Origin of the sequence: Streptomyces sp. IBSBF 2435 (genome assembly GCF_036815005.1) — a bacterium.
In the GTDB taxonomy this organism is placed as follows: domain Bacteria; phylum Actinomycetota; class Actinomycetes; order Streptomycetales; family Streptomycetaceae; genus Actinacidiphila.
Map to the genome: position 1 here is coordinate 1 of NZ_JAJSYW010000082.1, position 22,512 is coordinate 22,512.

Annotated in this window: 19 protein-coding genes and 1 pseudogene; 8 read left to right on the plus strand and 12 right to left on the minus strand. The window is 67.6% G+C overall.

Annotation, left to right across the window (positions count from 1 at the left end; all coding sequences use genetic code 11):
- Nucleotides 1-617 (minus strand): 3'-5' exonuclease (locus V7E46_RS17710; protein WP_333769299.1); only part of this gene is annotated, 617 nt, incomplete at its 3' end.
- A 159-nt stretch (nucleotides 618-776) separates the two neighbouring features.
- On the opposite strand from V7E46_RS17710, the gene V7E46_RS17715 reads away from it, so the two are divergent.
- The 4 genes from V7E46_RS17715 to V7E46_RS17730 all read left to right on the plus strand — a co-directional run bounded on the left by V7E46_RS17715 (nucleotide 777) and on the right by V7E46_RS17730 (nucleotide 3,744).
- Nucleotides 777-1,079 (plus strand): NUDIX hydrolase, encoded by a 303-nt coding sequence (locus V7E46_RS17715; protein ID WP_333769300.1) that lies wholly within the window; start codon nucleotides 777-779, stop codon nucleotides 1,077-1,079.
- Between the two features lie 316 nt (nucleotides 1,080-1,395).
- On the plus strand, nucleotides 1,396-2,409 hold the full coding sequence (locus V7E46_RS17720; RefSeq protein WP_333769301.1) for an acetamidase/formamidase family protein: 1,014 nt from the start codon (nucleotides 1,396-1,398) through the stop codon (nucleotides 2,407-2,409).
- Nucleotides 2,410-2,773: 364 nt separating this feature from the next.
- Nucleotides 2,774-3,364, plus strand: coding sequence for a hypothetical protein (locus tag V7E46_RS17725; protein ID WP_333769302.1), 591 nt, complete (start codon nucleotides 2,774-2,776; stop codon nucleotides 3,362-3,364).
- A 74-nt stretch (nucleotides 3,365-3,438) separates the two neighbouring features.
- On the plus strand, nucleotides 3,439-3,744 hold the full coding sequence (locus V7E46_RS17730; protein ID WP_333769303.1) for a hypothetical protein: 306 nt from the start codon (nucleotides 3,439-3,441) through the stop codon (nucleotides 3,742-3,744).
- A gap of 212 nt (nucleotides 3,745-3,956) precedes the next feature.
- Here the strand turns inward: V7E46_RS17730 and V7E46_RS17735 are convergent, their stop codons facing one another.
- The 4 genes and pseudogenes from V7E46_RS17735 to V7E46_RS17750 form a co-directional block, all read right to left on the minus strand.
- A complete protein-coding gene (locus V7E46_RS17735) occupies nucleotides 3,957-4,667 on the minus strand; it encodes a hypothetical protein (RefSeq protein WP_333769304.1) in 711 nt (236 codons plus the stop codon).
- A 410-nt stretch (nucleotides 4,668-5,077) separates the two neighbouring features.
- Nucleotides 5,078-8,485, minus strand: a complete 3,408-nt coding sequence (locus V7E46_RS17740; protein WP_333769305.1) for a PIN domain-containing protein — start codon at nucleotides 8,483-8,485, stop codon at nucleotides 5,078-5,080.
- Between the two features lie 643 nt (nucleotides 8,486-9,128).
- Entirely contained in the window at nucleotides 9,129-9,719 is a 591-nt protein-coding gene (locus tag V7E46_RS17745) for a hypothetical protein (protein WP_333769306.1), read from the minus strand.
- Between the two features lie 178 nt (nucleotides 9,720-9,897).
- Nucleotides 9,898-10,630: pseudogene (locus V7E46_RS17750) on the minus strand (transposase family protein).
- Between the two features lie 416 nt (nucleotides 10,631-11,046).
- Here V7E46_RS17750 and V7E46_RS17755 point away from each other — a divergent pair.
- Nucleotides 11,047-12,042 carry a hypothetical protein gene (locus tag V7E46_RS17755; protein WP_333769307.1) on the plus strand — a complete coding sequence of 332 codons (996 nt, stop codon included), beginning with the start codon at nucleotides 11,047-11,049 and terminating at the stop codon, nucleotides 12,040-12,042.
- Between the two features lie 255 nt (nucleotides 12,043-12,297).
- Here the strand turns inward: V7E46_RS17755 and V7E46_RS17760 are convergent, their stop codons facing one another.
- The 3 genes from V7E46_RS17760 to V7E46_RS17770 form a co-directional block, all read right to left on the minus strand.
- Nucleotides 12,298-12,546: a helix-turn-helix transcriptional regulator gene (locus V7E46_RS17760; RefSeq protein WP_333769308.1), complete on the minus strand. Its 249-nt coding sequence runs from the start codon at nucleotides 12,544-12,546 to the stop codon at nucleotides 12,298-12,300.
- Nucleotide 12,547: 1 nt separating this feature from the next.
- The gene (locus tag V7E46_RS17765) at nucleotides 12,548-13,243 is read right to left on the minus strand and encodes a DUF6907 domain-containing protein (RefSeq protein WP_333769310.1); all 696 of its coding nucleotides are present in this window, start codon (nucleotides 13,241-13,243) and stop codon (nucleotides 12,548-12,550) included.
- A 125-nt stretch (nucleotides 13,244-13,368) separates the two neighbouring features.
- On the minus strand, nucleotides 13,369-13,926 hold the full coding sequence (locus V7E46_RS17770) for an ATP-binding protein (RefSeq protein WP_333769311.1): 558 nt from the start codon (nucleotides 13,924-13,926) through the stop codon (nucleotides 13,369-13,371).
- A gap of 266 nt (nucleotides 13,927-14,192) precedes the next feature.
- Between V7E46_RS17770 and V7E46_RS17775 the strand changes: the two genes are divergently transcribed.
- A complete protein-coding gene (locus V7E46_RS17775; protein ID WP_333769312.1) occupies nucleotides 14,193-15,449 on the plus strand; it encodes a helix-turn-helix transcriptional regulator in 1,257 nt (418 codons plus the stop codon).
- 20 nt (nucleotides 15,450-15,469) lie between these two features.
- Nucleotides 15,470-15,826: a hypothetical protein gene (locus tag V7E46_RS17780; RefSeq protein ID WP_333769313.1), complete on the plus strand. Its 357-nt coding sequence runs from the start codon at nucleotides 15,470-15,472 to the stop codon at nucleotides 15,824-15,826.
- 19 nt (nucleotides 15,827-15,845) lie between these two features.
- Here the strand turns inward: V7E46_RS17780 and V7E46_RS17785 are convergent, their stop codons facing one another.
- From V7E46_RS17785 to V7E46_RS17800, 4 genes are all read right to left on the minus strand, one after another.
- Nucleotides 15,846-17,615 (minus strand): relaxase/mobilization nuclease domain-containing protein, encoded by a 1,770-nt coding sequence (locus V7E46_RS17785; RefSeq protein ID WP_333769314.1) that lies wholly within the window; start codon nucleotides 17,613-17,615, stop codon nucleotides 15,846-15,848.
- Nucleotides 17,605-18,429 (minus strand): plasmid mobilization relaxosome protein MobC, encoded by an 825-nt coding sequence (gene mobC / locus V7E46_RS17790; RefSeq protein ID WP_333769315.1) that lies wholly within the window; start codon nucleotides 18,427-18,429, stop codon nucleotides 17,605-17,607. The genes V7E46_RS17785 and mobC overlap by 11 nt, the downstream gene beginning before the upstream one ends.
- 196 nt (nucleotides 18,430-18,625) lie before the next feature.
- A complete protein-coding gene (locus V7E46_RS17795; protein ID WP_333769316.1) occupies nucleotides 18,626-19,453 on the minus strand; it encodes a DUF2637 domain-containing protein in 828 nt (275 codons plus the stop codon).
- Nucleotides 19,454-19,649: 196 nt separating this feature from the next.
- Nucleotides 19,650-21,398 carry a DnaB-like helicase N-terminal domain-containing protein gene (locus V7E46_RS17800; RefSeq protein ID WP_333769317.1) on the minus strand — a complete coding sequence of 583 codons (1,749 nt, stop codon included), beginning with the start codon at nucleotides 21,396-21,398 and terminating at the stop codon, nucleotides 19,650-19,652.
- Nucleotides 21,399-21,710: 312 nt separating this feature from the next.
- Between V7E46_RS17800 and V7E46_RS17805 the strand changes: the two genes are divergently transcribed.
- Nucleotides 21,711-22,391: a helix-turn-helix domain-containing protein gene (locus V7E46_RS17805; protein ID WP_333769318.1), complete on the plus strand. Its 681-nt coding sequence runs from the start codon at nucleotides 21,711-21,713 to the stop codon at nucleotides 22,389-22,391.
- The last annotated feature ends 121 nt before the right edge of the window (nucleotides 22,392-22,512 follow it).

Genomic DNA, 22,512 nt, shown 5'->3' on the forward strand with positions numbered 1-22,512 from the left:
GCTCCTGGCAGGGCGGGCGGGACGGCTGCGCTGATCAGTTGGTCCCAGGTTTCGTAGTGGGCGGCCATGGTGATGAGGAGTTGAGCGGTGGCGCAGGCGTCGTAGGTGGCGCGGTGCCGACCGGTTGCGGGGGCGGCGGTCAGGTCGGGTGCGAGGTGGGTGGTGAGGGCGTCGAGGCTGTAGCCGGATAGACCGGGGTGGGTGGCCTTGGCAAGGCGGAGGGTGTCCAGGACACCGGCGGGCTGCCACTCGGGAAGATGGGCGGACAGTACGCGGTAGTCGGTGTGGGCGTTGTGCGCGCAGATCCATGCCGTGCTGAGCATGGCGTGGACTTCGCCGGAGACCGCCCGCCACTGCGGCGCGGCGGAGAGCCGGTCGTTGGTCAGGCCGTGGACGTGGGCGGCGCGCGGGGTCACCGGCCGGGGCGGCCGGATCAGCCACGCGCCGGCGGTGGAGGTGTCAGGCCGGCCGTCGCGGATGGGCAGGGCGGCGACCTCGATGAGGTCCGGTGGGCTGGCGCCGTTGCCCTCGACGTCCACGACGAACAGGTCGGGCCAGGTCCCGAAGTCCATGGCGTGCACGGCGTGATGGGTCCGTTCCTTGGCCGGTCCAGCCATCCGATGGGGGCACGCCCTCGTCGGCGGTGGCGGTGGGGGCTTCCTGTGGTCGTGGCGCTGGGAGCCGACGCGGTGCCGGAGCCCGTAGCGCGGCGGGTATTCCAGGCACTCGAAGATGATGGCAGCGATGCGCGCTGATGGCCGTTAGCCTCGGCCGATATGGGAGCCGACACCAGCAACACCCGAGCCGACCGCGGACCGATCCGAGACGCTTCCGTCGTGGTAGCTCGTGATGACAAGGGCCTTGTGGCTCTCCTCAGCGCCCACTTCTCGGACCATGGAGGCGACTACCTGGTCCTCCCCGGCGGCAGGAGGGAACCCGGCGAGAGCCCCGAGGAGTGCGCGCGAAGGGAACTGCGAGAAGAGGCCGGAATCAGGGCGGAAGTGTGGCGTCCGCTCGGCTCGTACGCCCTACCCTCGCCTCACCCGCCCGCATTCACCTCTACGAAGCCCGCGATCTGACCTGTGGGCAGCAAGAACTCAGTCCGACCGAGAAGGACTTCAAACTCGCCTGGTGGCCCATGGTCGAGGCTTTGCACGCCGCTACGCAGGGCAGGTTCCTGCTGCCTGCCGGCCCGCTGGCGCTCTTCCTGGCGGAGAGGGTCAGCGGGGCTGAGCAGGTTTTGCGCGGTCGCGCTGCGTCGTTAGAGGGCCAGGAGTCCGGCCGGTCCATCGCCACGCTGGACTGCCGAATGCAGAATGGCCTCCACTCCGGCCAGGAGCACCGGTACGCCCCTTAGGGCATCCACAGGCACAGCCAGAATGGAGCAGTGCAGCGATGAGCGATCCCCGGATCCTGACCGTTCGGCCCCAACCGGGCGAGTACGCGTGGACGTTCGGCGGTGCACCGCCCGTGGCGCGTATCGAGCCCGGCACGGTTCTCGACCTGTACACGGAGGACTGCTTCGCCGGGCGGGTGAGGTCCGAGACGGACCTGGTGTCCGAGGTGTGCGAGTTCCCGTTCCTCAACCCGCAGACCGGCCCCTTCCACGTCGAGGGGGCGGAGCCGGGCGACACGGTCGCCGTGCACTTCGTGTCGATCGAGCCCGCGCGGGACTGGGCGGCGTCCACCACGGTCCCGCTGTTCGGGGCGCTCACCTCGACCCACACCACGGCGAGCCTGCAGCCCCCGCTGCCGGAGACCGTGTGGATCTGGCAGCTGGACCGGGCGCGGCGCACGGCGCTGTTCCGGGCGCACGACAGTGACTTCGAGGCTGAGCTGCCCATGGATCCGATGCACGGCACGGTGGGGGTGGCCCCGGCCAACCTGGAGGTGCGCTCGGCGCTGGTGCCGGACGCGCACGGTGGCAACATGGACACGCCCGAGATGCGGGCGGGCGTCACCTGCTACCTCGGGGTGAACGTCGAGGGGGTGCTGCTCAGCCTCGGCGACGGGCATGCCCGGCAGGGTGAGGGGGAGACCTGCGGGGTGGCGGTCGAGTGCGCGATGAACACCGTGGTGATCGTCGAACTGCTCAGGGGCCTCGCCACCTCGTGGCCGCGCATCGAGTCGGACACGCACATCATTTCGACCGACTCGGCGCGCCCGCTGGAGGACGCGTTCCGGATCTCCCAGCTCGACATGGTGCGCTGGCTGGTGCGCGACTACGGGTTCAGCGAACTGGACGCGTACCAGTTCGCCACCCAGGCCGTCGAGTCACCACTGGCCAATGTCTGCGACACCAACTACACCTGCGTGGCGAAGATCCGCAAGGCGTGGCTGCCTGCGCGTGAGACCCATCGCGGACTGCACGCGCAGTTGCGGGAGAGCGCGGCAGCACTCCGGCCCTAAGGGCGCGAGCACGAGGATCCGCGCCGAGCACACCAATGGTGGGACGCGTGCAAGGGGGTCCGGTCCGACGGTGCCGCAGCCGACGCGAATCCGGCGCCATGAGGAAGCCTCAGGAACGGAACCGTTGACCCTGGCCCTGGGAGAAAGCCGGAATGTGCGACTGCCCTCGCTGGGATGCTGTCCGTTGACATCGAACCCAGTCGTTTGCCATCGAACCCAGCCCTGCCGAGTCCGGCATGCCCTCGCCCCCCAAGAGCTGGCGATCTGTAGACCGCTACGTCATTGCTATAGACAGCTCAGACCCCAGTCCGCAACGCTGTATAGCGATCGATAGAGACCACATAGAGTGCTGCGGAAGGTTCTTGTGCGGATCACCATTGAGGGCGCGAGCGAGGAGTTCGAGCGCAAACTGCTCGACCTGCTCACCGAGCATCGAGACGAACTGGCCGTCTCCGTTGACACCGCATGGGACGTCGACAGGGCGATGGTCTTCCTGAACACACTCAATGAGGACGCCCGTCTGTTCGTTCGCCTAGTCGTAGAGTCCGACGGCCATCTGGAGGCCGCCGTGCTGCGCGAGACATTCCCGCGCGGTCTGCGCGGCCCCGCCGTGGCACTGACCTACGCGCTCAAGCGCGGCTACAAGCAAGGCTGGTGGCCCGAAGGTACCGAGGGACCAGTCACCGTGGTCTACGGCGGCGGCCCGCAGGACGGATGGCGGCAGGCATCGGCCTACGAGATGTCCGGTGAGGAACTACCCGTCTTCCGCGCCGCCCTCGCCCACTACGACGCCACCACATCCCGCTCCCCTTGGGACGAGGAGGCGCCGTCCGCGTTCGCTGTGCATCCAAGCTGGGCGGCCGACGCTGACGTACCGAGGGTGCTGTACGACGATCCGCCGACCGCACCCAACTTCCCGGACGGAGTGCAAGATGAACGGGGGTTGCGCGGCTAACCACCGTCTGCCGCATGGTTGGCGCGGCCCGTCACAGTGGCGTGCCTTAACCGCCTCGCAGGAGTGATGCCGCCGTGTCCGCGCTCTTCGACAAGTTCCTGATTCCGACTGCAGTCGGTCTGGTCGTCACCGGTCTCGCCGCCGCAGCCGGCTGGCTCTACCGGTGCCGTCGGATCACCCCGACATCTCCCCGCGTGCTGCGCCGCTTCTGTCTGCTGGGCACCACCGGCGCCGACGGCACCCCTCTGTACTACGAGACCACCCGGGCACCCGGCAGTGTCGTCACCCGCCGGGTCGGCAGCCTGTCCCAACGATTCGAGCTGACCGATGCCCCGCTTGGCGACGGCACGTACGCCGCCGAACCTCTCGACCACCTGTAGGGTCTGGCGCAGGTCAAGACGTCACTCGGTCGTGCGGCAGACCCGTTGTTGCGGCGTTCCCAGTGCTCGTTGAGCGTGTCCCATACCTGCTCATCGTAGGCACTCATCGGGGTTGCGCCACCGCTCAGTGGGCCAGCGTAAGTGATCACTGGGGTTCTCCGTTCGACGGTGCAGGCTGGCCCGAAGATGCTCACGGGACAGCTCTCGGGCACTTATGGCTGGGTCGTGAGAGCTGGTACGGGCTCTGGAGGTACGGAGACGGCGAGGTAGCGGAAGTCTCCCCGGAGGCCGTCTTGCAGTGAGTACGGCTGCCAGTTGAGCGAGTAGGAGCCGCGCAGGTTGCGCGCGTTGCGCGGGTAGTCGCAACCGCCCCAGAGGAGTTGGCCCGAGAGCTTCTGTCCTTCGTGGATGCGGAAGTCGCGGTCCCGGGTGCTGCTCTGTTTCGGCGGTGTCCACAGGCCGGCTTCGTTGGTGATGAGGAGGGCCAGGCCGTTCTGGTCCGGGTTACCGAAGCGCTCCAGTCGGGCGATGTCAGAGACGAAGCCCAGTCGGGCCAGGTCGGCGGCGGCGTGCGACTTCAGCGCGTACTCCTCGGGGGGCAGTCCAGCCGTTCCGGTCCACTGCGTTGTGAAGTACTTGAACTCGATGGCCGTCCGGGCTGTGGGACCGATGCAGAGCAGGTCGAGGTATTCGGCGCCGGCAGCGTCTGGCGCGTTCTGGCGTACCTCCAATCTGGGCTCGATCTTGGGCGCCAGTTTCCAGAGCATGCGCGCGAAGCTGTGCTGGAGGTCCCCTTCGGAGTGGAAGGCCGGGCGGTCCTGCTGGAGCCGGGCCATAAGCTCGGGCAGCGATACTTCGCCGGCGATGAGAGGTCCGGACGTCGGCACCGCCTCCGGACCCTGTTCCGCTGAACTTTCCTGCATGTGGCGTCCCCCCCGGGTCGGCAATCCGTGGAGGCGACCGTAGCGCCGTCGTGAGGGCCGTCTCAGGCGCTCCGCCGAGCCGGGCCGCTCCCGCCCCGGGAGCCGGATGTGAAGGTTGGCTCCCAAACGGCTCCCAAAACGCCCCCGGGAACGGCTCAGGGCCCCGATCCTCGGAAGGATCGGGGCCCTGACCTGCTGCTTTGGAGTCGGGGTGGCGGGATTTGAACCCACGGCCTCTTCGTCCCGAATTCTCGGCGGGGCGATCGCTGAGGTCATCTACGCAGGTCAGACCTGATGCGCAGGTTGTTGGCGGTCGCTGTCGGCCGGACCGGTTGCTGTACTTCGCTGCTGTACAGACAAGGTGCTGTTCCTGATGAGCGGCCGGTCAGTCCCCGCGGCGAGTATTTCAGCTATTCGTCGCGGTGGGTGAGCACGATGCGTGCAGCCGCTGACTTGTCTGCTTCGGCCGCATGACTGAACAAGCTCATCAGTGCTGTTCCCGCCCCGGGGTGACCTATTTGCTGAACTAGCGCTCCGTAATAGCGAGCCACGGCTGCCATCAGAGGACCGTCACCGCTTTGAACCTCCGCTGCGCCGTTGCGCAGACCTGCTAGGAGGAAGGGCAGGGACGAGGCAGAGACCCAGGGCTGTGTGAGGGCTTGGAGGGAAAGCTTTTGCAGGTTGCTGGATCTGTGGGAGGGCAACGTTGCCCGCCAAAGGCCCGTGTAAGCAGCTGTCAGCCATGCCGAAGCATGGTCCGGCTCAGAACCGATGATCTGTGCAACTGCATCAAGGGTCAACCGCACCACGGCCCGCGCATCGGTCCAGGCTGCTGGCCGTGCGATCGCGGCGGCTACCCCGCGCGCGCGCCAGCCGTCGGCCTGCGCTGCGAAACCGTACACGTCGCTGGAGAAGGGGATGTCCATGTACAAATGCCGAAGGAGTTCCGCCTTCAGGGCCGTTGCCTCCTGCGGTGTCATGGTTTCCTCGCGCTGGGACGCGTCGATTAGAGCGAGCGTTCCGAACGCAGGAACTCCCGCCGACCGGGCGAGCGTGCGTAGAGCGCGGTCGTCACACCACAACACCAAGCCGAACTCCTTGGCGAGATCCAAGGCCGTCAGCCAAGCCTCCGTGCCGCGGTCGACAGACAGCTCCGGCAGGGCACGCAGTTCCGGTCGGGCCACTCGCGGCAATGGTCGCACGATGTCAGTGGCACGTTCGAGGATGCGACGAAAGGCACTCACCTGGTCATCGGGAGCCACGTGAACTGCGACCCGTGATTCTTCCTCGTTCCAGACCAGTGTGGTATTCGACCGGAGTGTGAGAGAATCGAGGGCATCGAAAGCATCTCCGACGATCTGGTCTGTCGTCACGATGCTCTGGCAGGAGCCGATAAGCCTTTCTGCGGCGTCCGGGTTCAACAGGGCGAGAGACACCGCCACACTCGTATCTACGACCACCCGTCGAGTTAGCGCGGCCTGGATCGCTCCTGCTTCCAGTGCGGTTGCAGTCGGGTCGGCGGCGAACAAGCCTGGCAACCCTGCAGTTAGCCGCACACACACCTCGGCGTATGACTTGCCGCTCATCGAGGCCAGCATCCCCACGGGAAGCTGTCCCCGATTGATCCGCTCTCGGAGCTCACGACGGTCCTGGTCCTCGTGATCCCGCCGCAGGCTCTCGCCGATTTCCTCGAGCATTGCTTGCGGATCGGTGGATTCTAGGGCGCGGAAGTAGACACTGTCAGGGAAACGCTCCCGGTAGTCTGAGCTTGCTTCATGCAGCAGCTCGGCCGACTCTGCAGTCATGGGCTGCTTCGTAGTACTGCGCCAGTGAAGGACTCCGAGGAAACGCCCCAGCAGTTCTTCATCCTGTGGCCAGTTTTGCATCAGCTCCAGCGCTCGCCCGACGAACTGCGGATCAGCAGAGTAACGTGCGCCCAACTGGACCCATAGAATGGCTTCACCCTGGCGCCGTGGTGCAGCTGCTTCCCCGAGTTCGGTGAGCGTCCGCCACGCTTCGTCGGGCTGGGCCCGTGTGATGTAGCACTTCACGAGGGCCCAGCGCGCGTCGAGATTATGCGGATCCAGTCCCAGGAGTACGATGGCCGCGTCTGTAGCCCGCTCCCAGTTCCCTGCGGAGGATTCCGTCTCAACGAGCAGTTCAAACATCGAGCCTTGCGCTGCCCAGTGCGGGCCAGCGATCCGTAGAGCGATCTCAGCGCACTCTTTGGACTTGCCGTAATCTCTGGCCTGTTGGTAGGCGCGAGCTGCCATTGCCATTAGCTGCGCATCGCGCCACTGTGTCGCGGCTTCGCGGAGGGTGGTCGCAGCCCGATCGAGATCGCCGAGTTTTTGATAGTGCTGCGCCAGTTTCAGGGCGGTGATCGGACTCTGGTTCGCGTTGGCACGCAGAATCGACAGGTCGCCGCCCGCCGTGCCGCTTACAGCACGGGCGAACATCTCCAGATCCGCTACCGCGTCAGGATAGTCGTCCTTCAAGTGAACGATCTCCGGCAGATTCCGCCCGGACTCCACCAGCCCCATTGCTGCCATGAGCTGTTCGGGCCCCGGCTGTGCCGCATCCCATGCGCGTTGCCAGGCATCGGCTACCAGCTCGTTCTCGTTGTCACTGTCGGCACGACGTTCCTCGAGTACAGCCAGCACCTGCGCTTTGGCGAACGGATTTACCACCACGTCCAGGAGTTCACGCGCCCGGTGTTCGCGGCCCGTCAGCGCCGCGATCAGGGCACTTTCCTCCTGCACCCGAGGATCTTCCGCTTCCTGAGCGTTGGCGTCACCTTCTGGAGCCGGCTGCGAGAGAGCCCATGCGGCTGAAAGGTCTTGGCTGAACAGCGCTGCCCGAATTCCCAGGACGACCGCCGCCGCGCTGTCACCGAACCATTCCCGGCGCGCGTTACGTACCCGTAGCGCGACAGCCAGTGCCTCCTGGGCATCGGCGAGCTTGCGGCGTGCAGCGCGGCGCGATGCGCGCTGCAGCAGAGCCTGCGTCAGCGCAAGTCCAAGCTGGGGAAAGCGTGCGACATCTGCCTCACGCAGAGCTGGCAGGGCCTGGTCGGTCAAGTTCTGCCCTACGAGTGCTTCCGTCCTCAGAAGAAGCTGCACAGCCTGCGCGCTGTCATCGGGAGCTGTCCACCGGGCGAGATGGATCAGAGCTGCGGGCCGGTCGCCGTCGAGGGCGGACTGCAAGGCGTCGACCAGCGGTGAGTGGAGGTCTTGATGCGCAGCCAGGTAGGAACTTGCGCTGCCTGCGGTCAGTGTGTCCGACTGCAACGCAGCCCGTACGACCAAGAGGTCACGAGGGTATCCGCCCTCGCGTACCGCCTTGTCATAGAAGGAGAACGAGGCGGTGTGAGCACCGTACGCCGACGCCAGTTGAGCCAGCCAAGGAAGCGCGTGGACGGGTGCGCTGGCGAGCCAAGGTGGCCGGTGATCGGCCCATTGCTCCATAATGTTCTTGCGCGAACTCCTGCCTATCGGAAGCTGATTCACGACGACCGAAACGTCAGGCCAGCTATCACACAACTGTCGCGCTTCCTCACGGAGCACAGGTGGCAAGGTCGACAGCGCCTGATCGAAGCCTGATCGGACCGCTCCCCGCGTTGCGCCCCCGTCGGTCACGTACTGCGCCGCAACGTAAGTGACGCTGTTGTGATCACCGATCGCAGAACCGATGATTGCTCCGCCAGCCACGACCGCACCCGGACCGGCGGACACCGTCCGCACGACTTCAACCGGAACTGATTCTCTCCCTGAAGAGCCGATCTTGCCCTTGCGTCGAATCCACTCGAGCAGCTTCACCGTTCGCTACCATCCCCGATGGCACTGTCCGTAATGTCACCGCCGGCCGCGATCCCGTCTCTACCGGCTCGCACATCATCCGCGTTCCGCCTCGCTGCAATACCATTCGGCGTGGTGCGGGGACCGGTCACCTTTGAGTTGCTCCCGATCGCGGAGCCACTAATATTGCCGCCGGCCACTACCGATCCCCGTCCGCCGCGCACCCGACGTCCACTTGTAGACCCGCCACCAGTACTGCGGAACAGGGCGATCACAGACACCAGCAAGCTGACCATCCCGACGACCGCACCCACCACCCCTACTGTCTGCTCTGTCGTGTTGGGGTCCGCGAAAGCAGCGAGCAGGGTCAGCCCGACGGTCGCTACGCCGGTCAATGCAGTTGCAACCGATATCCACACGCGTGCCGTCCCTGTCATAGCCACCAGCCCACCTATCTTTCGTCAACGCCTATTTTGCCCAAGAGGGGCTGGGCGCCCCATCAGTCCTCTGGTAGGACCATAGCGGCTAGGCGCTCGATCCAAGGCCCCAACCAAGCTCCATCTGAGGGAGCAGCAGAATGATGAGGCCGGCGTCACTAAGAAGCACCTGCACATTCCACTGCTGGGCTCCCTAAGTCGGCCACCGGGCAGTCTAGAAGCTTCTGTCATTCTGCGGAGTTCGGAGTGACCTGCGGCTGTGGCAGATGCCGCTCGAGCCGCCATTGATACTCGCCGCGCCGACAGTGCAACACCAGGCGAATGGAGAATGCCTCATACTGGCGCTGCCACAATTCCTGGGAACGGCTGCCCATCCAGGGGCCGGGCCGTGTGCGATCCAACACCAGTGGTCGCCCGGCGCCGACCTCCAGCGGGAACGGCCCCACCCCGCGCCCGTGCTCATCTGACGTATCGACCCGAGGCCGAAACCGGAAGGGCCCCCACACGAAGTTGTCCAGCTCCAGTTGCGTCGCGCCGCCGTGGCCAGGGCGCTCCTGGTGGAGCATGTCGTCATCGCGGATCGATATGCGCAGTTCGTCTAGGTGGCCAAGGTTGTCGGGGCCCTCCAGTAGGACATGAAAGCTCGCCGAGTCAGCCGTGACGTTTGAGAAGTTGAACTTGAACTGCGGCGTCAGTTCGCCAATGTGGCGGGCGCGCTCGATACGTGCGACCGTGTCGGCGGTAGCGTTTGCTTGCCGAGTTGCCTTGTACGCGGCGCCGGCCGCGATCGCGCTGGCCACAGCTGCGATGGCGTTCACGGGGTCTATCCAGGTTGACATGGCGCCGCACATTACAGCCGGGACTCGCCTGCCTGATACTGGTTTGTCATAGAAGCTCGGCAGGGTGTAGTTCAGGGGCCTCGATGGGCTACTCCTTCACCATGCGAGACGGCCCGGCCTGCTCCCCGGGGGCTGGCGTAGGGCGCAGTGAGCGTTTTCAGCGTTGCCTCTCCAGGGTGAGGACGGCTTTGGCGATTGACGTCATGCGGGTGGGGCCGATGCGGGATCTGCGGAAGATCTACCAGGACTTCAGCCGTGCGATGCCGTGTTCGACGGGTGCCCGTGCTGCGGCCAGGGCGCGGTTGAGGGTGTTCTCGGTGGGGGTGACTTCCTGCAGGGGTCTACGTCTAATGCCGGTGGTCAGCCAGGGGCCGGCGCCCTGGTAGGCCAGGAGGGCACCCCTTGGCGTTCGCGGATGCGGATGATGCGGTGGGTTCGGGCGGCGGTCAGGTCGTGGGCTCGACCCGGCAGCGCGGGTGAGATCCCCAGCAGCCGGCCGGCCGAATCGGTGACCACCTGCACGTTCACCGCGTGGCGTCGGTGCTTGGCCGAGTAGTCGGTCCGTCCGTCGCCGACCCGGTCGCATTCGGCGAGGGTGCCGTCGAGCAGGACGAACTCGGGGTCTGTCTCGCGCAGGACCTTCAGGAGGCCCGGTGCCCGTTCGGCGAACAGAGCGATGGCCGTGCTGGTGTAGGCGGTGGCCTCGCTGATCCCGAACCCTGCAGCGATCCCGCCAGGGTGATGTGCTCGCGCAGATAGATCAGCGCCGCCATCGCGCGCTGCGACGGGCGGAGGTTGTAGCGCCGGTCACCCTCGCGGGTGACGATCAGCATGGTCACCCACTCGACGAGCGCATGTGGCAGGTCGAGTGCGGCAGGGTAGACGGCCAACGAGGGCCTCGAGCAGCATGATTGAGACGTCAGACATCTCGATCAACAGCCGGGGGGCTTCGCCCGTTGCGGCTGACAGCCGTCACCCGATCGGTGGCCACCTCGAAGAAGCTCACTAATCCGCAGGGTCTGCCCCCCGGCCGCCACTGGGGGACAGACCCATGCCCGGACACGGAACGACCGGCAGGGCCAAGCCGAAGCCCAGCAGCCGCAAGCGGCCGTCGCGAAACCCTGCCGGTCCAACCACCCAGAGGGCGAAACCCGCTCCTAGCGCTCCGATCTGCGACGACAGGGCGCCTGTCCTGATCTTCGGCGCCGGACCTGGGAGCAGTCGGCCACGCGTACCGAAATGCGGCTGCGGAAGCTGTCGCGCCGCGCCGATAATGCCAACCTCACCGCATCACCGGAGAGTTAACGTGGCAACCACCCTCACACCCCTGACGATCCAGCGCCTCGCATACGTCCGATACCTCTACCAAGAGGGCATCGAGCACAGCCGTCGCCCAAGCCCCCTGTCGGCCAGTGCCCTGCTGTCGTTTCACGATGCTGTGGAAAATTTGCTGGGCGTCGCTGGGGAGCACCTTGACGTCGACGTGAAGCCAGGCACGACGTTCCTCGGCTACTGGGAGACCATGAAGCCGAAGTACGAACTGCCAGGTAAAGCAAACATGAAGCGCCTCAACGACAACCGCGTGGCGCTCAAGCACAGCGGCATCTTTCCGTCAGCGCAGGCGATCGAGCAGGCTCGCGTTACCGTCGTCGACTTCTTCCGCGTCGTCGTTCCCGCGATCTTCGACGTTGACTTCGACAGGATCGACATGGTCGACCTCGTCACCATCGACCCTGTCGCGCAGACGCTTCGCGACGCTCAGACACACGCGAACCTCGGGGACCTCCCTATGGCTCTGGCGGGCCTCAGCCTGGCATTCGGCCAGCTCCTTGACCACTGTGTCGGCCCGGCTCATGGACCAGGAAGCAGCTCACCGTTCCGGTTCGGAAAGGACCTACCGCACTTCCATCCCCTGCGATACTCGGGGTCGTCCCGGGAGACGTGGAAAGAGCCGATGGTCGTGCTCAAAGATCAGGTCGGGGCACTCAGGGCGGCCATTCCGCCACTACGCAAGGCACTTCAGGTCATGAGCCTTGGAATCGAATACGCAAGATACGCGCGCTTCGAGACGTTGACGCCACGTATCCACCGAGATTGGGGCGCGAGAGTCACCTTCTACGTAGATGGCAGGCATAAGAGCCTCGGTATTGACGACTACCAGTGGTGTCGCCACTTCGTGATCGAGTCTGCCCTGACTGCCGTCGCTGCAGAGGCCGCAATGCAGCTGAGGGAAGACCGGTCCTGGGAAGATAGCGGCCGCGACTACCTCGAGTGGAACGGTCCCGCAGCCGAACCCGAGTGAACTCCCGGCGGGACTATCGCGACGAGCACCGGGAGGGACTGCCGCGCGCAGCGCGGCGGCCAGGGACGCCACTCCCACGTAGCCGCAGTCGAGCATCCTGACTGTCCCCCTGCGCGAGGCAGGACCACTGCGGCAGGATGCCAGCGTGAGTGTTCTGGAGTTCATCGCCGCCCTGAAATGGCCTGTCACCCTGCTGATTCTCGCGTCCGTGGCGCTGATAGCGCTCCGCCGGAGCCCTGCCGCCCGAATCCGTTCTCATACGTCGGCCGTCGTGCGTTTACGCTCGACCACAACGACGGGGCAGTTCAGTGCCGCAGCGATCTTGATCAGGTTGGCTGGGGTGGCGTTGCGCCAGCCGGATTCGATCTCGCCCATCAGTTGCTCGCTGATGCCGATCATGTCGGCGAGTGCCCGCTTGGTCAGGCCGGCCTTCACGCGTGCCCAGGTGACCGCCTCGGGCTCCTGGTGGAGCCTGCTCGGCCGGGTTCGGCGGCGAGCGGCCATCTCAGCCCCCCTCGGGGTGGTCGGTGTGGGGGACGGAGTGGGACGGCGATGAGGGGCGTGCGGTGACCTCTACCTCTGGCAGGGCTGACGGCGGGCCGGATGGGGTTATCGTGTGCTCCGGGTGGTGGGAGGACCAGTCCTCGCGGGCCGCGATGAGTGTGGGCAGGACCTCGTCGTGGAGCACGTCGGCCTGGGCGCGCAGCTTCGAGGCGATGTCGGCGAGTTCCTGCGGGTCGAGGCCGAGGATCCAGTGGTCAGGGCTGACCTGGATGTTCACGACAGGTACACGCAGGCGGTCGTCGGGGTCGTAGGGGTTGCAGTCGATGCTTCCCGCGAAGACCGCGTCCTCCTCCGCGTCGTCCCCGCCGCCCGTCGCGGTCAGCAGCACCAGCGGCCCCTCGAAGAAGTTCCGGTGGTTGATACCGCCGAGCCGAAGCGGCAACTGGTCGAGCGGCACGCCGGCCTCGCTCGGGTCGTCCTCCGCCCACTCGGGCAGATAGCCGGACGTGACTGATCCGACTTCGGTGGTGATCGTCCACTTTCCCGGCGTGCTCCAGGGTTGCGGCTGCTCCGTCGCTCGCGCAGTCTGCGGGACCTGGTTGGCGTCCTGCTCGTCGATCGCGGTCTCCTTCTTCGTACGCAAGTCGTGCGTGGTGACGTGGGTGCGGCTCTGGCAGTGCGCAGTCCCGCTGGACATGCCCGCAGCGGGAGGCATTCGACGTGCCCCGAACCGCGGGTTCCGGGGGAGACTGGTCAGTGTGCGGACGGCCGCTTCCCGGCGGTACGTCCGGAAGCGGGCTGCGAGCGGGAAGGCGGTTCTGCTCACGTGCTCACCACTCCCGCGTGTGGTCGCGGTTGGTGTGGCGTACGGCACGTAGCCTTCGCGTCGCTGCCGGGCGGGTCCACAGGCTGTGGACAGGTCGTGGCTACGGGAGCGGGCAGTTCCAGGGCGGCCCATACCTGTTTGCCCGGCCCTTCCGGGGTCCGCTCGTATCCCCAGCGGCCGGCGGTGAGGGTGGATACGAGCCAGAGCCCGCGCCCGGTCTCGGCGTAGGCGGGGGCCTCGCGCAGCATGGGCGGTGCCGGGTTCTGGTCCAGCACCGCGATGTACAGCCGGGAGTCGGTGGTCCAAAGTGCCAACGAGTACCGCTGGCGGTTGGGTTGCCCGCCACCTTGAACGGCAGGCGGGCTCGGCGGGACGGTGTGGCGGACGGCGTTGGTGGCGAGCTCGGACACGATGAGGAGGGCGTCGTCCAGGACTTCCGTGGGCACTGCCCAGCGTTCCAGGACGTCCTGCGTGTGGCGGCGGGCGTTGCGGATCGAGGAGGGCTCGCAGGCCAGGTCCAGTCTGCTGGGGGCGTCATCAGGGTCAGGAGCCATCGGTCACACCTCCTGTCCAGGTGTAGAGAGGGGCGGCTGCCGGGAACGAGCCGGTCGATTGGGAACACTGAGCGACCGGACGATCACGGCAGCGGTACGGTAAGTGCAGCGGCGGAACGCGCAATCCCGTCCCGCCGCAGCGAGGCCTCCAGGCAAGCGGAGCCGCTGCTCCTGGAACAGAGCAGATGTGACGCAGCCCTGATGCACGTGCGATGCATCACCTCCCTTGACCTGGGACGAAGCGGTGCGGCAAGAAGGGGGAGGGCATGGATGCACGACGAGAGCTGGCCAGGCGCCGCAAGACCCTCGGCTACAGTCAGGAACGCCTCGCGGAAGTCCTCGGCGTGGATCGTGTGACGATTGGACGCTGGGAACGCGGCGAGACGGAACCCCAGCCCTACCTGCGTCCTCGGCTGGCCAAGGCCCTGAAGTCCAGCGCCGCCGAGATCGAGGCACTGCTGTCGCCGGAAGACGACAGGCCGGCACCAGTCCCGGCGAGGGCTGTCTCCGCAGAAGCTCTCGGGGCACATGCGGAAGCGGGGTATCTGGACGACATGATTCGGCGTGAGTTTCTACGGCTGGTGAGCCTCACCGGGGCGCTCGTCGCGCTGTCACCGGGCGACGCGGACCGCGCTTCCATCGAAGACGCGGCCGAGGTCCAGGTCATGACCTCCCATCTTTGGCAGGTCTATAGCCTCGCCCGCGCGAAGCAGACCGTGTACCCGCTGGTGCGCGACCAGATCTCGGACTTGACCCGCCTCTTGGGGCACGCCCACCGGGAAGGCCGCCACCGGGAGTTGTGCGGTCAGGCCGGCAACCTCTTCCAGCTCGCCGGGGAGATCTTCTTCGACGGCAACCGGTACACGGAGGCGGCGGAGTGCTACGCGCTCGCGGCAAGCGCGAGCAAGGAGGCGGGGAACGCCGATCTCTGGGCGGCCTCCCTCACCAGGCACTCCTTCATCGGCGTCTACGAGCGCCGTTTCCGCGAGACCGCTCCGATGCTCGACGCCGCCGGCCTCCTGGCGAGGAAGGGCGACAGCCACCTCTCCACGCGCTACTGGGTGGCCGCGGTCCAGGCCCAGGTCTACGCCGGACTGGGGGACTTGGATGCCTGCAACCGCGCCCTGGACCAGGCGCAGGAGGTGCACCGCCTCAACGACCCCTCGCCGGGCGGCTGGCTCCGCTTCGACGGCTCACGCCTGGATGAGGAACGGGGCAGCTGCTACGTGACGTTGGGGCGCCTGGACCTTGCCGAAGCGGCACTGATAAACGCCCTCGGGCGCCAGCTCTCGATGCGCCGACAGGGAAGCGTCCTGACCGACTTGGCCGTCATTGGTGCACGGCGCCGCGACATCGACCGACTGCTGTCGTACGGAACAGCTGCCGTGGAACTGGCCGAGCGCACATCCTCGGGATACATCGGGAGGAAGCTTGAGGGGCTTCGCGGGCACCTTGCGCCCTTCCTGCCCGACAAACGAGTCACAGACTTCAACGACCGTATCTCGTCGCTGATCGCCGCATGAGCGCGTCGAAGGGAAACAGCATGACCGACCAGGGCCGCATCTTCCGGGACGCCTGGATCCAGGGTGTCCACAGCCACTTCCCGGGTGAGCCGAAGCCCGGGTACGTGGCCCCCTGGGAGGAGACCCCGGACTGGGAACGCGACGCCGCCACGGTGGTCTTCCGCCAAGTGGCGGAGTTCCTGACGGTCAGCGGTGGCCGGGCGTCCCGGCTCACCCGGGAGCAGAAGGGGCGGTTCGTGTCGCTGTGCTGGATTGCCCAGATCTATAAGCACTTCCCCGACCCGAAGCCTGCCTATGTCGCCGACTGGGCGGACCAGCCCGAGTGGCAGAGGGAGACCAACTCCGACATCTTCGAGGCCATCGAACAGCAGAGCTGACCTTCAGCGGGCGGCTGCCTCATTGCCTCCGTTGCTGGTGCTGATGCGGCTCGACTGTCGGGTTGACCGGCACCGTTGGTGCCGTCGTTGCGAGCGGGTCCGTCGGCCGGGCGATACCGGTGGCGGTGCGTGCGTGGGGGCGCGCGGTGGCGGCTCGGATGCGGGCGGCGTGGCGTTCGGTGGTGTGGTGGTGGATGCGCCAGTTGAGGACTTCGGCGGGGTGGTCGGCGGTGTCGAGTTCGCGCTCTCGGGTGATCTGGGCGAGGACGCGGCGAGGGCTTTGGCCGGCGCTTTCGGCTTTGGCGAGAGTGGTGGCCAGGGCGGCCCAGGCGGGGTCGGTCAGGATGCGGGCGGCGTGGTCGGGGACGGCAGCGCGTAGGTCGGTGGCGTAGCGCTGAGTGGCCTGAGCGCTGGGGGTGCGTGACGTGAGGTCGCTCAGGACAGGTTCAGCGGCCTGTCGGTAGGCGGTCTGCAGGTGGATGAGGGTCTGGTGGGCTGCGGCGGCCTGCTGCTGGAGTCCTCGGGTTTCTTGCCATCGGGCCAAGGCGATGAGCGTGAGCACGGCGGTGGACAGCAGTCCTGCGACCGCTTTGCCGTCCTGGTCCGAGCCCAGGGTGTGAAGCAGTTCCTTGGCAGCGGTGCGCAGTGCGGCGGCACTCTCGTGCTGTGCGCGGGTGGCGGAACGGTTGGCCCGGTTGAACGCGGTAGCGGCTGCGCGTAGTTCGGCCCGTGCTCGGGCGGGTGCGGTGGCGGCGGCGTTGTGGAGGAGTTCGCTGAATGCTGCCGCCTGGGCTTGGACCAGATGGTCCTGCTCCCGGCCGCCGTTGGCGTCCTGGCCGAGGAGGCTGCTGCGGAAGTCCCGCAGGATAGTGTCGGCCTGATGCCAGGGATCTGGCGCAGCAGCGCCGGCGATGGGCTGGTCGGTGGAGTTGTGGGTGGTGAGGCGTTCGCGCAAGCGGTTGATGGACAGGTCCGGGGCCAAGGCGGAGCCGCCGAAGTAAACGGGCTCACCTTGAGCGTTGGTGTCGTCGGGTGTGGCGAGGCTGTAGCCGGTGACGTCGCCTGTCTGCGGACCCAGCCGGTACTTGATGCTGATGCCGAGCGCGCTGAGCGTGGAGAAAAACTCGGTCTCGTCGCGCGCGGCGGCGGCTGCCGCGTACGCCTGGTCGCGCAGCCACTGCCGAGCTGTCTCGGCGTTGCCCGCGCGCTGGGCTTTGGCCTGCTCAGCGCTGGTGGGCGTCGGTGCTGCGGTGAAGTCGCCAGACTTCAGGCGCCGCAGGCCGAGTTCGGCCTCGATCTTTCGGCACTCGGCCTGGGCGCGTTGGCCGTCGCGGTTGATACGCGGTCGACGGCCGTCTTCGCGGACGCTGGTGGCCATGATGTGGATGTGGTCCTCGGCGTGGCGCACCGCGATCCACCGGCACCCGGCGTCGTCACCGTCGGGCGCGATGCCGGTAGCGTGCACGACCCTGCGGGCGACCTGCGCCCATTCCTCGTCCGTCAGATAGCGATCGCCGGGCGCGGTGCGCACCGGGCAGTGCCAGACGTGCTGCGGCACCTTCTTCCCGGTGCGCTGTTCCCGAACCCGGACGGGCTGGTCGAGGTAGTCGGCCAGCTCGGTGAGCAGGGCGTGGTGCTGGTCGAGGGGTGCGCGGCCAGGGTCGGGGAGGCCGGGCATGGCGAAGGCGGCGACGATGTGGGGGTCGGTGTGCTCGTCGCGTCGTCCGGGCCCGTAGAGGTAGGACAGCAGGCCGCGAGTGCGGGAGCCGGTGGAGACGTCAGGCACCATGCCGGCACCCCCGGCACCCGGTTATGACGTGTTCGAGGGCGAGGCGGTTGGCGCGAGCCAAGGCGTGGACTTCGGCCAGAACGTCGTCGGTAGGGTCGGGCCAGGCGCCGGCGTTGACCGCGCGGGCGATCTGGTTGAGGTTCACCCCGACGCGGTGGATCTCGCGGAGCAGCTGCCCGGACAGCAGAGTCAGGTCCTGAAGGGCCTGGGGCGAGGGCAGCGCGGGAATGTCGTCGGGCCGCTGGCCGGGCAGGTAGGCGTGAGCGAAGGTCAGGGCGGAGTCCATCAGGAACGCCGACCGCGACCGCCTCGCCGCCCTGGCAGCGCGGTCGATGAACTCCCGCTCGGACCGCTCCGCGGAGGCGGTCAACTGGATGTCGCGCTTGGTACCGCTTCGCGGCCGGTACAGGATCTCGCTCAACGGCCGACGGCTGGCAACGAGTTTGTCCGTGTCCACCGGCAGCCGAGGGACATCGAGCGCTGCGATGCGGCGGTGGACGAAGGCATCGGACGACACGGTCGGCGCGAAACGCGAGGGCTGCCCGGCGTCGTGGTCCTGCCCGGGGAAGAGGCCGCGCTCGGCCTCCCCTTCCCCGACAGTGCCCCGCTGGGCACCGTCCGGGTCCGCGCCCGCCGGGGCGGGGTCAAGCGCAAAGTCCGCGTCGCCTCCGGCGATGTGGACTTTGCTCCAGCTTGCTCCGTCCGGGTCCGTCTCGCCGAACGCCCGCCGCAAGCGGCCCTTCAGACTACGAGACTGCCCCAGCCCTCCGGGGTCTTCGTCAGGGAGTTCGGTGAGGGACCGGCTGCGGGGCATAGCTTTTCTGCTCCTTCGGCTGATGGCGGTGCTGGAGGACAGGGGACGAGGCGACATCGGCGAACCTGGTGAGGAGCCGAGTAGGCACGTTGGCGGAAGTCGGCGGCCCCTTTCGCCGGACTTCCGCCAAGGGCGGTCCCGGCGCAGAAGGCCGCTGTTCCCTTCCGACGCTCCCTCCGCGTGCTGGAGGGTCCGTTCATTCCACGGTGGGGTGGGTCCGGCCCCGTTGTGAGTGGCTTTCGGCTTGCTCAGTGCGCAGCCGGTTCATGAGCTGGGTGAAACGCGCGCTGCCCACCGGAAGGCCGGCTGCGCGGACCGCGTCCTTAACCACGGCGACGGTGAGACCTTCCCTCTCGACCGCGGGACGCGCGGCGGCCAGGAGCTGTTCCATGGTCGCTCCCGGAGGGCGGCCGGTCCGCCCGCGCCGAGCGGTCGGTTCGCGGTCCGTCCTGGTCCTTGCCGTGGCATTGGGCTGGCTGACGCGATCGGCGTTCTTCGGAGTGCTCTGCCTCGGACCACCGACCGGGCCACCCGGCTGCCCGACTTCGACCTCGGGGCGATTCGGTGTGACGGAGTCCCCGTCAGCCGCGTGCCGAGCGATGAGAATGCCGAGATGGACCGCTCCCGCCAAGGCCAGCGGGGCGATCATCGACAGCGCGCCGACAGCCGTGTCGCCGAGACGGAGTCCCGATCCGGCGGGGGTCTGCTCGTTGAGTCGGACGGCGTGCAGCGTGTTGGCCCAGACGCTGGCGGTCGTGGAGGCCAGGAAGAGGGCCCATGCGTAGGCGCGGGCACTGAAGGGAGCGGTCCGCAGCACGAGCAGCGCCCGTATCCCGTAGGCGATGAACCCGTCGATGATCAGCGGGAAGACGTATGTCAGGACGTGCCGGACGTGGATCGCCTCGGCGGTCTGTCGCAGAGCGTCGTACGACAGCGTGAAGCCGGCCAGCGCGAGGACGGCGATGGCGGCGCGGTCCCAGTACGTCATGGTCTTGGCGGGCTGGACGGTTCGGGCGGGCGTCACAGGTGCTGGTCCTCCTGAATGGTCGCGTGCCGGGGCATGAGGCCGAGCGCGGGGGAGTTCACGGCGGGCCTGGCCGAGGGGCGGTGCGCTCGTCGGGGGCATACACGCGGGGGCGTTCACGCGAGCCCCCTTCTAAAGGGGGGCTCGCGCGTGAACGCTCCGCCGTGTGAACGCCGTGAACGGTCGCGTGATCGCTCTACCTGCGGTTTGTCGGCACCGCGTGAGATGTGGGAACGGGACGGGGGAGGCCACCACCGACGGGTGCGCGTGAACGCTCCCGTGATCGTTGGACTCGGTCAGCCGACGCTGTCGCGTCGGTCTCCGACGGGGCTGCGCGGCCTGCGGCCACTGCGAGCGCAACCACGGGCTGACCTGCGAAGTCGGCGGTCGACTGAGGGCCGCTGGGTGCGATGTGGCGGCTGGATGCCCGGTAGCGGGCCTTCTGACCGCCTCCGGTGCCTCCGGCGGCGCCGCCGTCCCGGACGGCGAGCCCGGCCCTGACCAGGCCGTCGAGGTGGCGACGGGCCTTCTCGATGGCACCCGGTCCTGGTTTGGCCTCTCCGGTGAGGACGGCGGCCAGCTCTTTGACGGTGAGGCCCTCGGCGGCGGCTTGGAGCAGGACGACGGGGTCGAGGGTGTCCTCGACGTGGGTGGTGCCGCGGGTGTGGTCATGGACGACGTTGAGCGGGCCGATCTCGCCGGTCACGGTCTTGAGGTGGTGGATGGTGACGGCGGGGTCGCCCGCCTCGCCGGAGATGAACAGGACGCTGCCCGCCCCGGAGGTGAGCCAGGTGGAGCCGTACACCCGGTCCAGCGTGGGGCGTTGACCGCGCGGTGCGTCGGCGGTGGCCTTGCGCTGGTGGTGGAGTTCCATGATCTGGAAGCCCTCGCGGAGGGCGTGGTTGCGGGCGTTGTTGTAGGCGATGGCGAGGGTGTCGTCGACGAGGGTGCTGACTGCGTCTTTCAGGCTGTCGATGACGATGCTGTCCGCGCGATGGGCCGCCGCCAGTTCGGCGAGGAGGTTCGGCTCCTTGTCGAGGCCGGCCGGGAGCGGGCCTTGCCATACGACGAGGCGCTCGCGGAGGCGGGCTTCGTCGTACGCGGTGATGCTCCGGGCCATGGCACGGGCGATCTGCTGCGGTCGGTCCATGGCCAGGTACAGCACGCGTTCGCCTTCGGCGACCGGCATGCCGAGGGTTCCACCCTGGACGCCGATCCGGGCGAGGACGACCTGGTGGGCGAGGGTCGTCTTTCCGACGCCGGGTGCGCCGACGATCATCAGGCTTTCCCCGGCTGCCCAGGCGGTCTGCTCCCGGGTGCCCCACAGGGGTTCCTTGTCGGCGCCGGTCTTGGTGACGAAGTCCCAGCCGTTGACGGCGTAGCGCGACAGGCGGCTGCTACCCGAGGCGATGGCGCGTTCGCGTTCGTCGCGGAGGTCGGCCTCGACGGCGCTGCGGATCTCGTCGGGGTCCGCACCCGGGGTCAAGGCGCGCTGGACGGTACGGATCCCTGTGGTCTGCAGGGCGCGGAGGGCAGCCTGCCGGCAGACGATCGCGGCGTAGCGGTCGGCGTGGGCGGTCGAGGCGCTGGCGACGAGAGCGTGCAGGTAGGAGGCACCACCGACCCGGGTGAGGTCGTCGTTGCTCCGGAGACGGTCGGCAACGATGACGGGGTCGGTCGGCGCGTTTTCCGCGTGCAGGGCCAGGATCGCGCGCCAGATCGTCTCGTGGGCAGGGCGGTAGAAATCTCCGGCCGCCAGCACGTTCCGGACGTCTTCGACCGCCGTGCCGCCTCGCATGCAGGCGCCCAGGACCGCCCGCTCGGCGTCGAGGTCGTACGGCGGTTCTCCGAGCCCGTCGTTGAACGATGTCGGGACGTTCGCCGGAGCGGCGCCGTGCGGCTGGTCTGTCGACGGCCCGCGAGGCGGGACCGTAGGCTGGGACATGGAATCCCTTCCCGGAGCGCATCCGGCCCTGGCAGGCCCGCGCTCCGGTTGATCGTCTTGATGGGTGGTCATCAGGGAGCCCTACGGCCCTCGGTGCGCTAACACCGGGGGCCGACTCCGTTCCGCGGCTGCTGTTCCGGTAGCCCTCCCGAAGATCGCCGACGTAGGTACTCGCTAGAGCATCCACATGCGGAACGACACAGTCAAGAGTGATTCGTGTGTCGATTCAGAACATCGAATGTGCTGTCGCGTGTCAATATCTCGCGATCCATGTCTTGCCATGAGCGGTGACGGCAAGGTATGCCTGTACCTATGACGCAGATCGACTGGCAGGCGCGGCTGACCGGCCGCGTAGCCGACACGGTCCGACGCCTCCGGGAAGAACGCGGGATGACCGCCCAGGAGGTCGCTGACGCCTGTGCGGCCCTCGGGCACCGCATGCCGCGCAGCGTGATCGCCAACCTGGAGAACGGTCGTCGGTCCGGCATCGACCTGACCGAGCTCCTGGTACTCGCCAAGGTGCTGGACGTGCCGCCGGTCGCCCTGCTGGTCCCCGCTGGACAGGTCAGCTCCGTCGAACTGCTGCCCGGCCGGGACATGCCGACGGACGAGGCGCTGGAATGGGTCAGCGGTGAACTGCCACTGGGCACCGAGCCAGAAGAAGACACTCTTGAAGAGCGCTACGACCAGCTCCGCCGCCACGCCCAAGGCGTGCGGAACGTCCTGCTCGCCACGAAGACGGCGGACGAGTACCGGCGCGCCCTGACCCTCATCCGCGACCCCAAGCAGCGGGCTGCCCAGGAGGACTGGGTCGGGAAGATGGACATGTATACCAGCCAGACCGTCCACGACCTCCAGGACTACCGCGCCGCGATGCGAGCGAGAGGCATCACGCCGCCGGACCTGCCGGAAGAGCTGGACCACCTCGATCTGATCCAGACCGAGGACGGCTGGGTGCCCATCGACGAGGGCCCCAAGCCCGACGAGAGCTGAATTGCTCCCGACCTCTTCGTCTGCGGACCTGCGTACGTCCGCCCCAATGACTCCTGCGGCGCCCCGCCACGGCCCGCAGGTCGACCTCCGCTCCAGGCGTTAGCGCGCCCCTAGCGGAGCG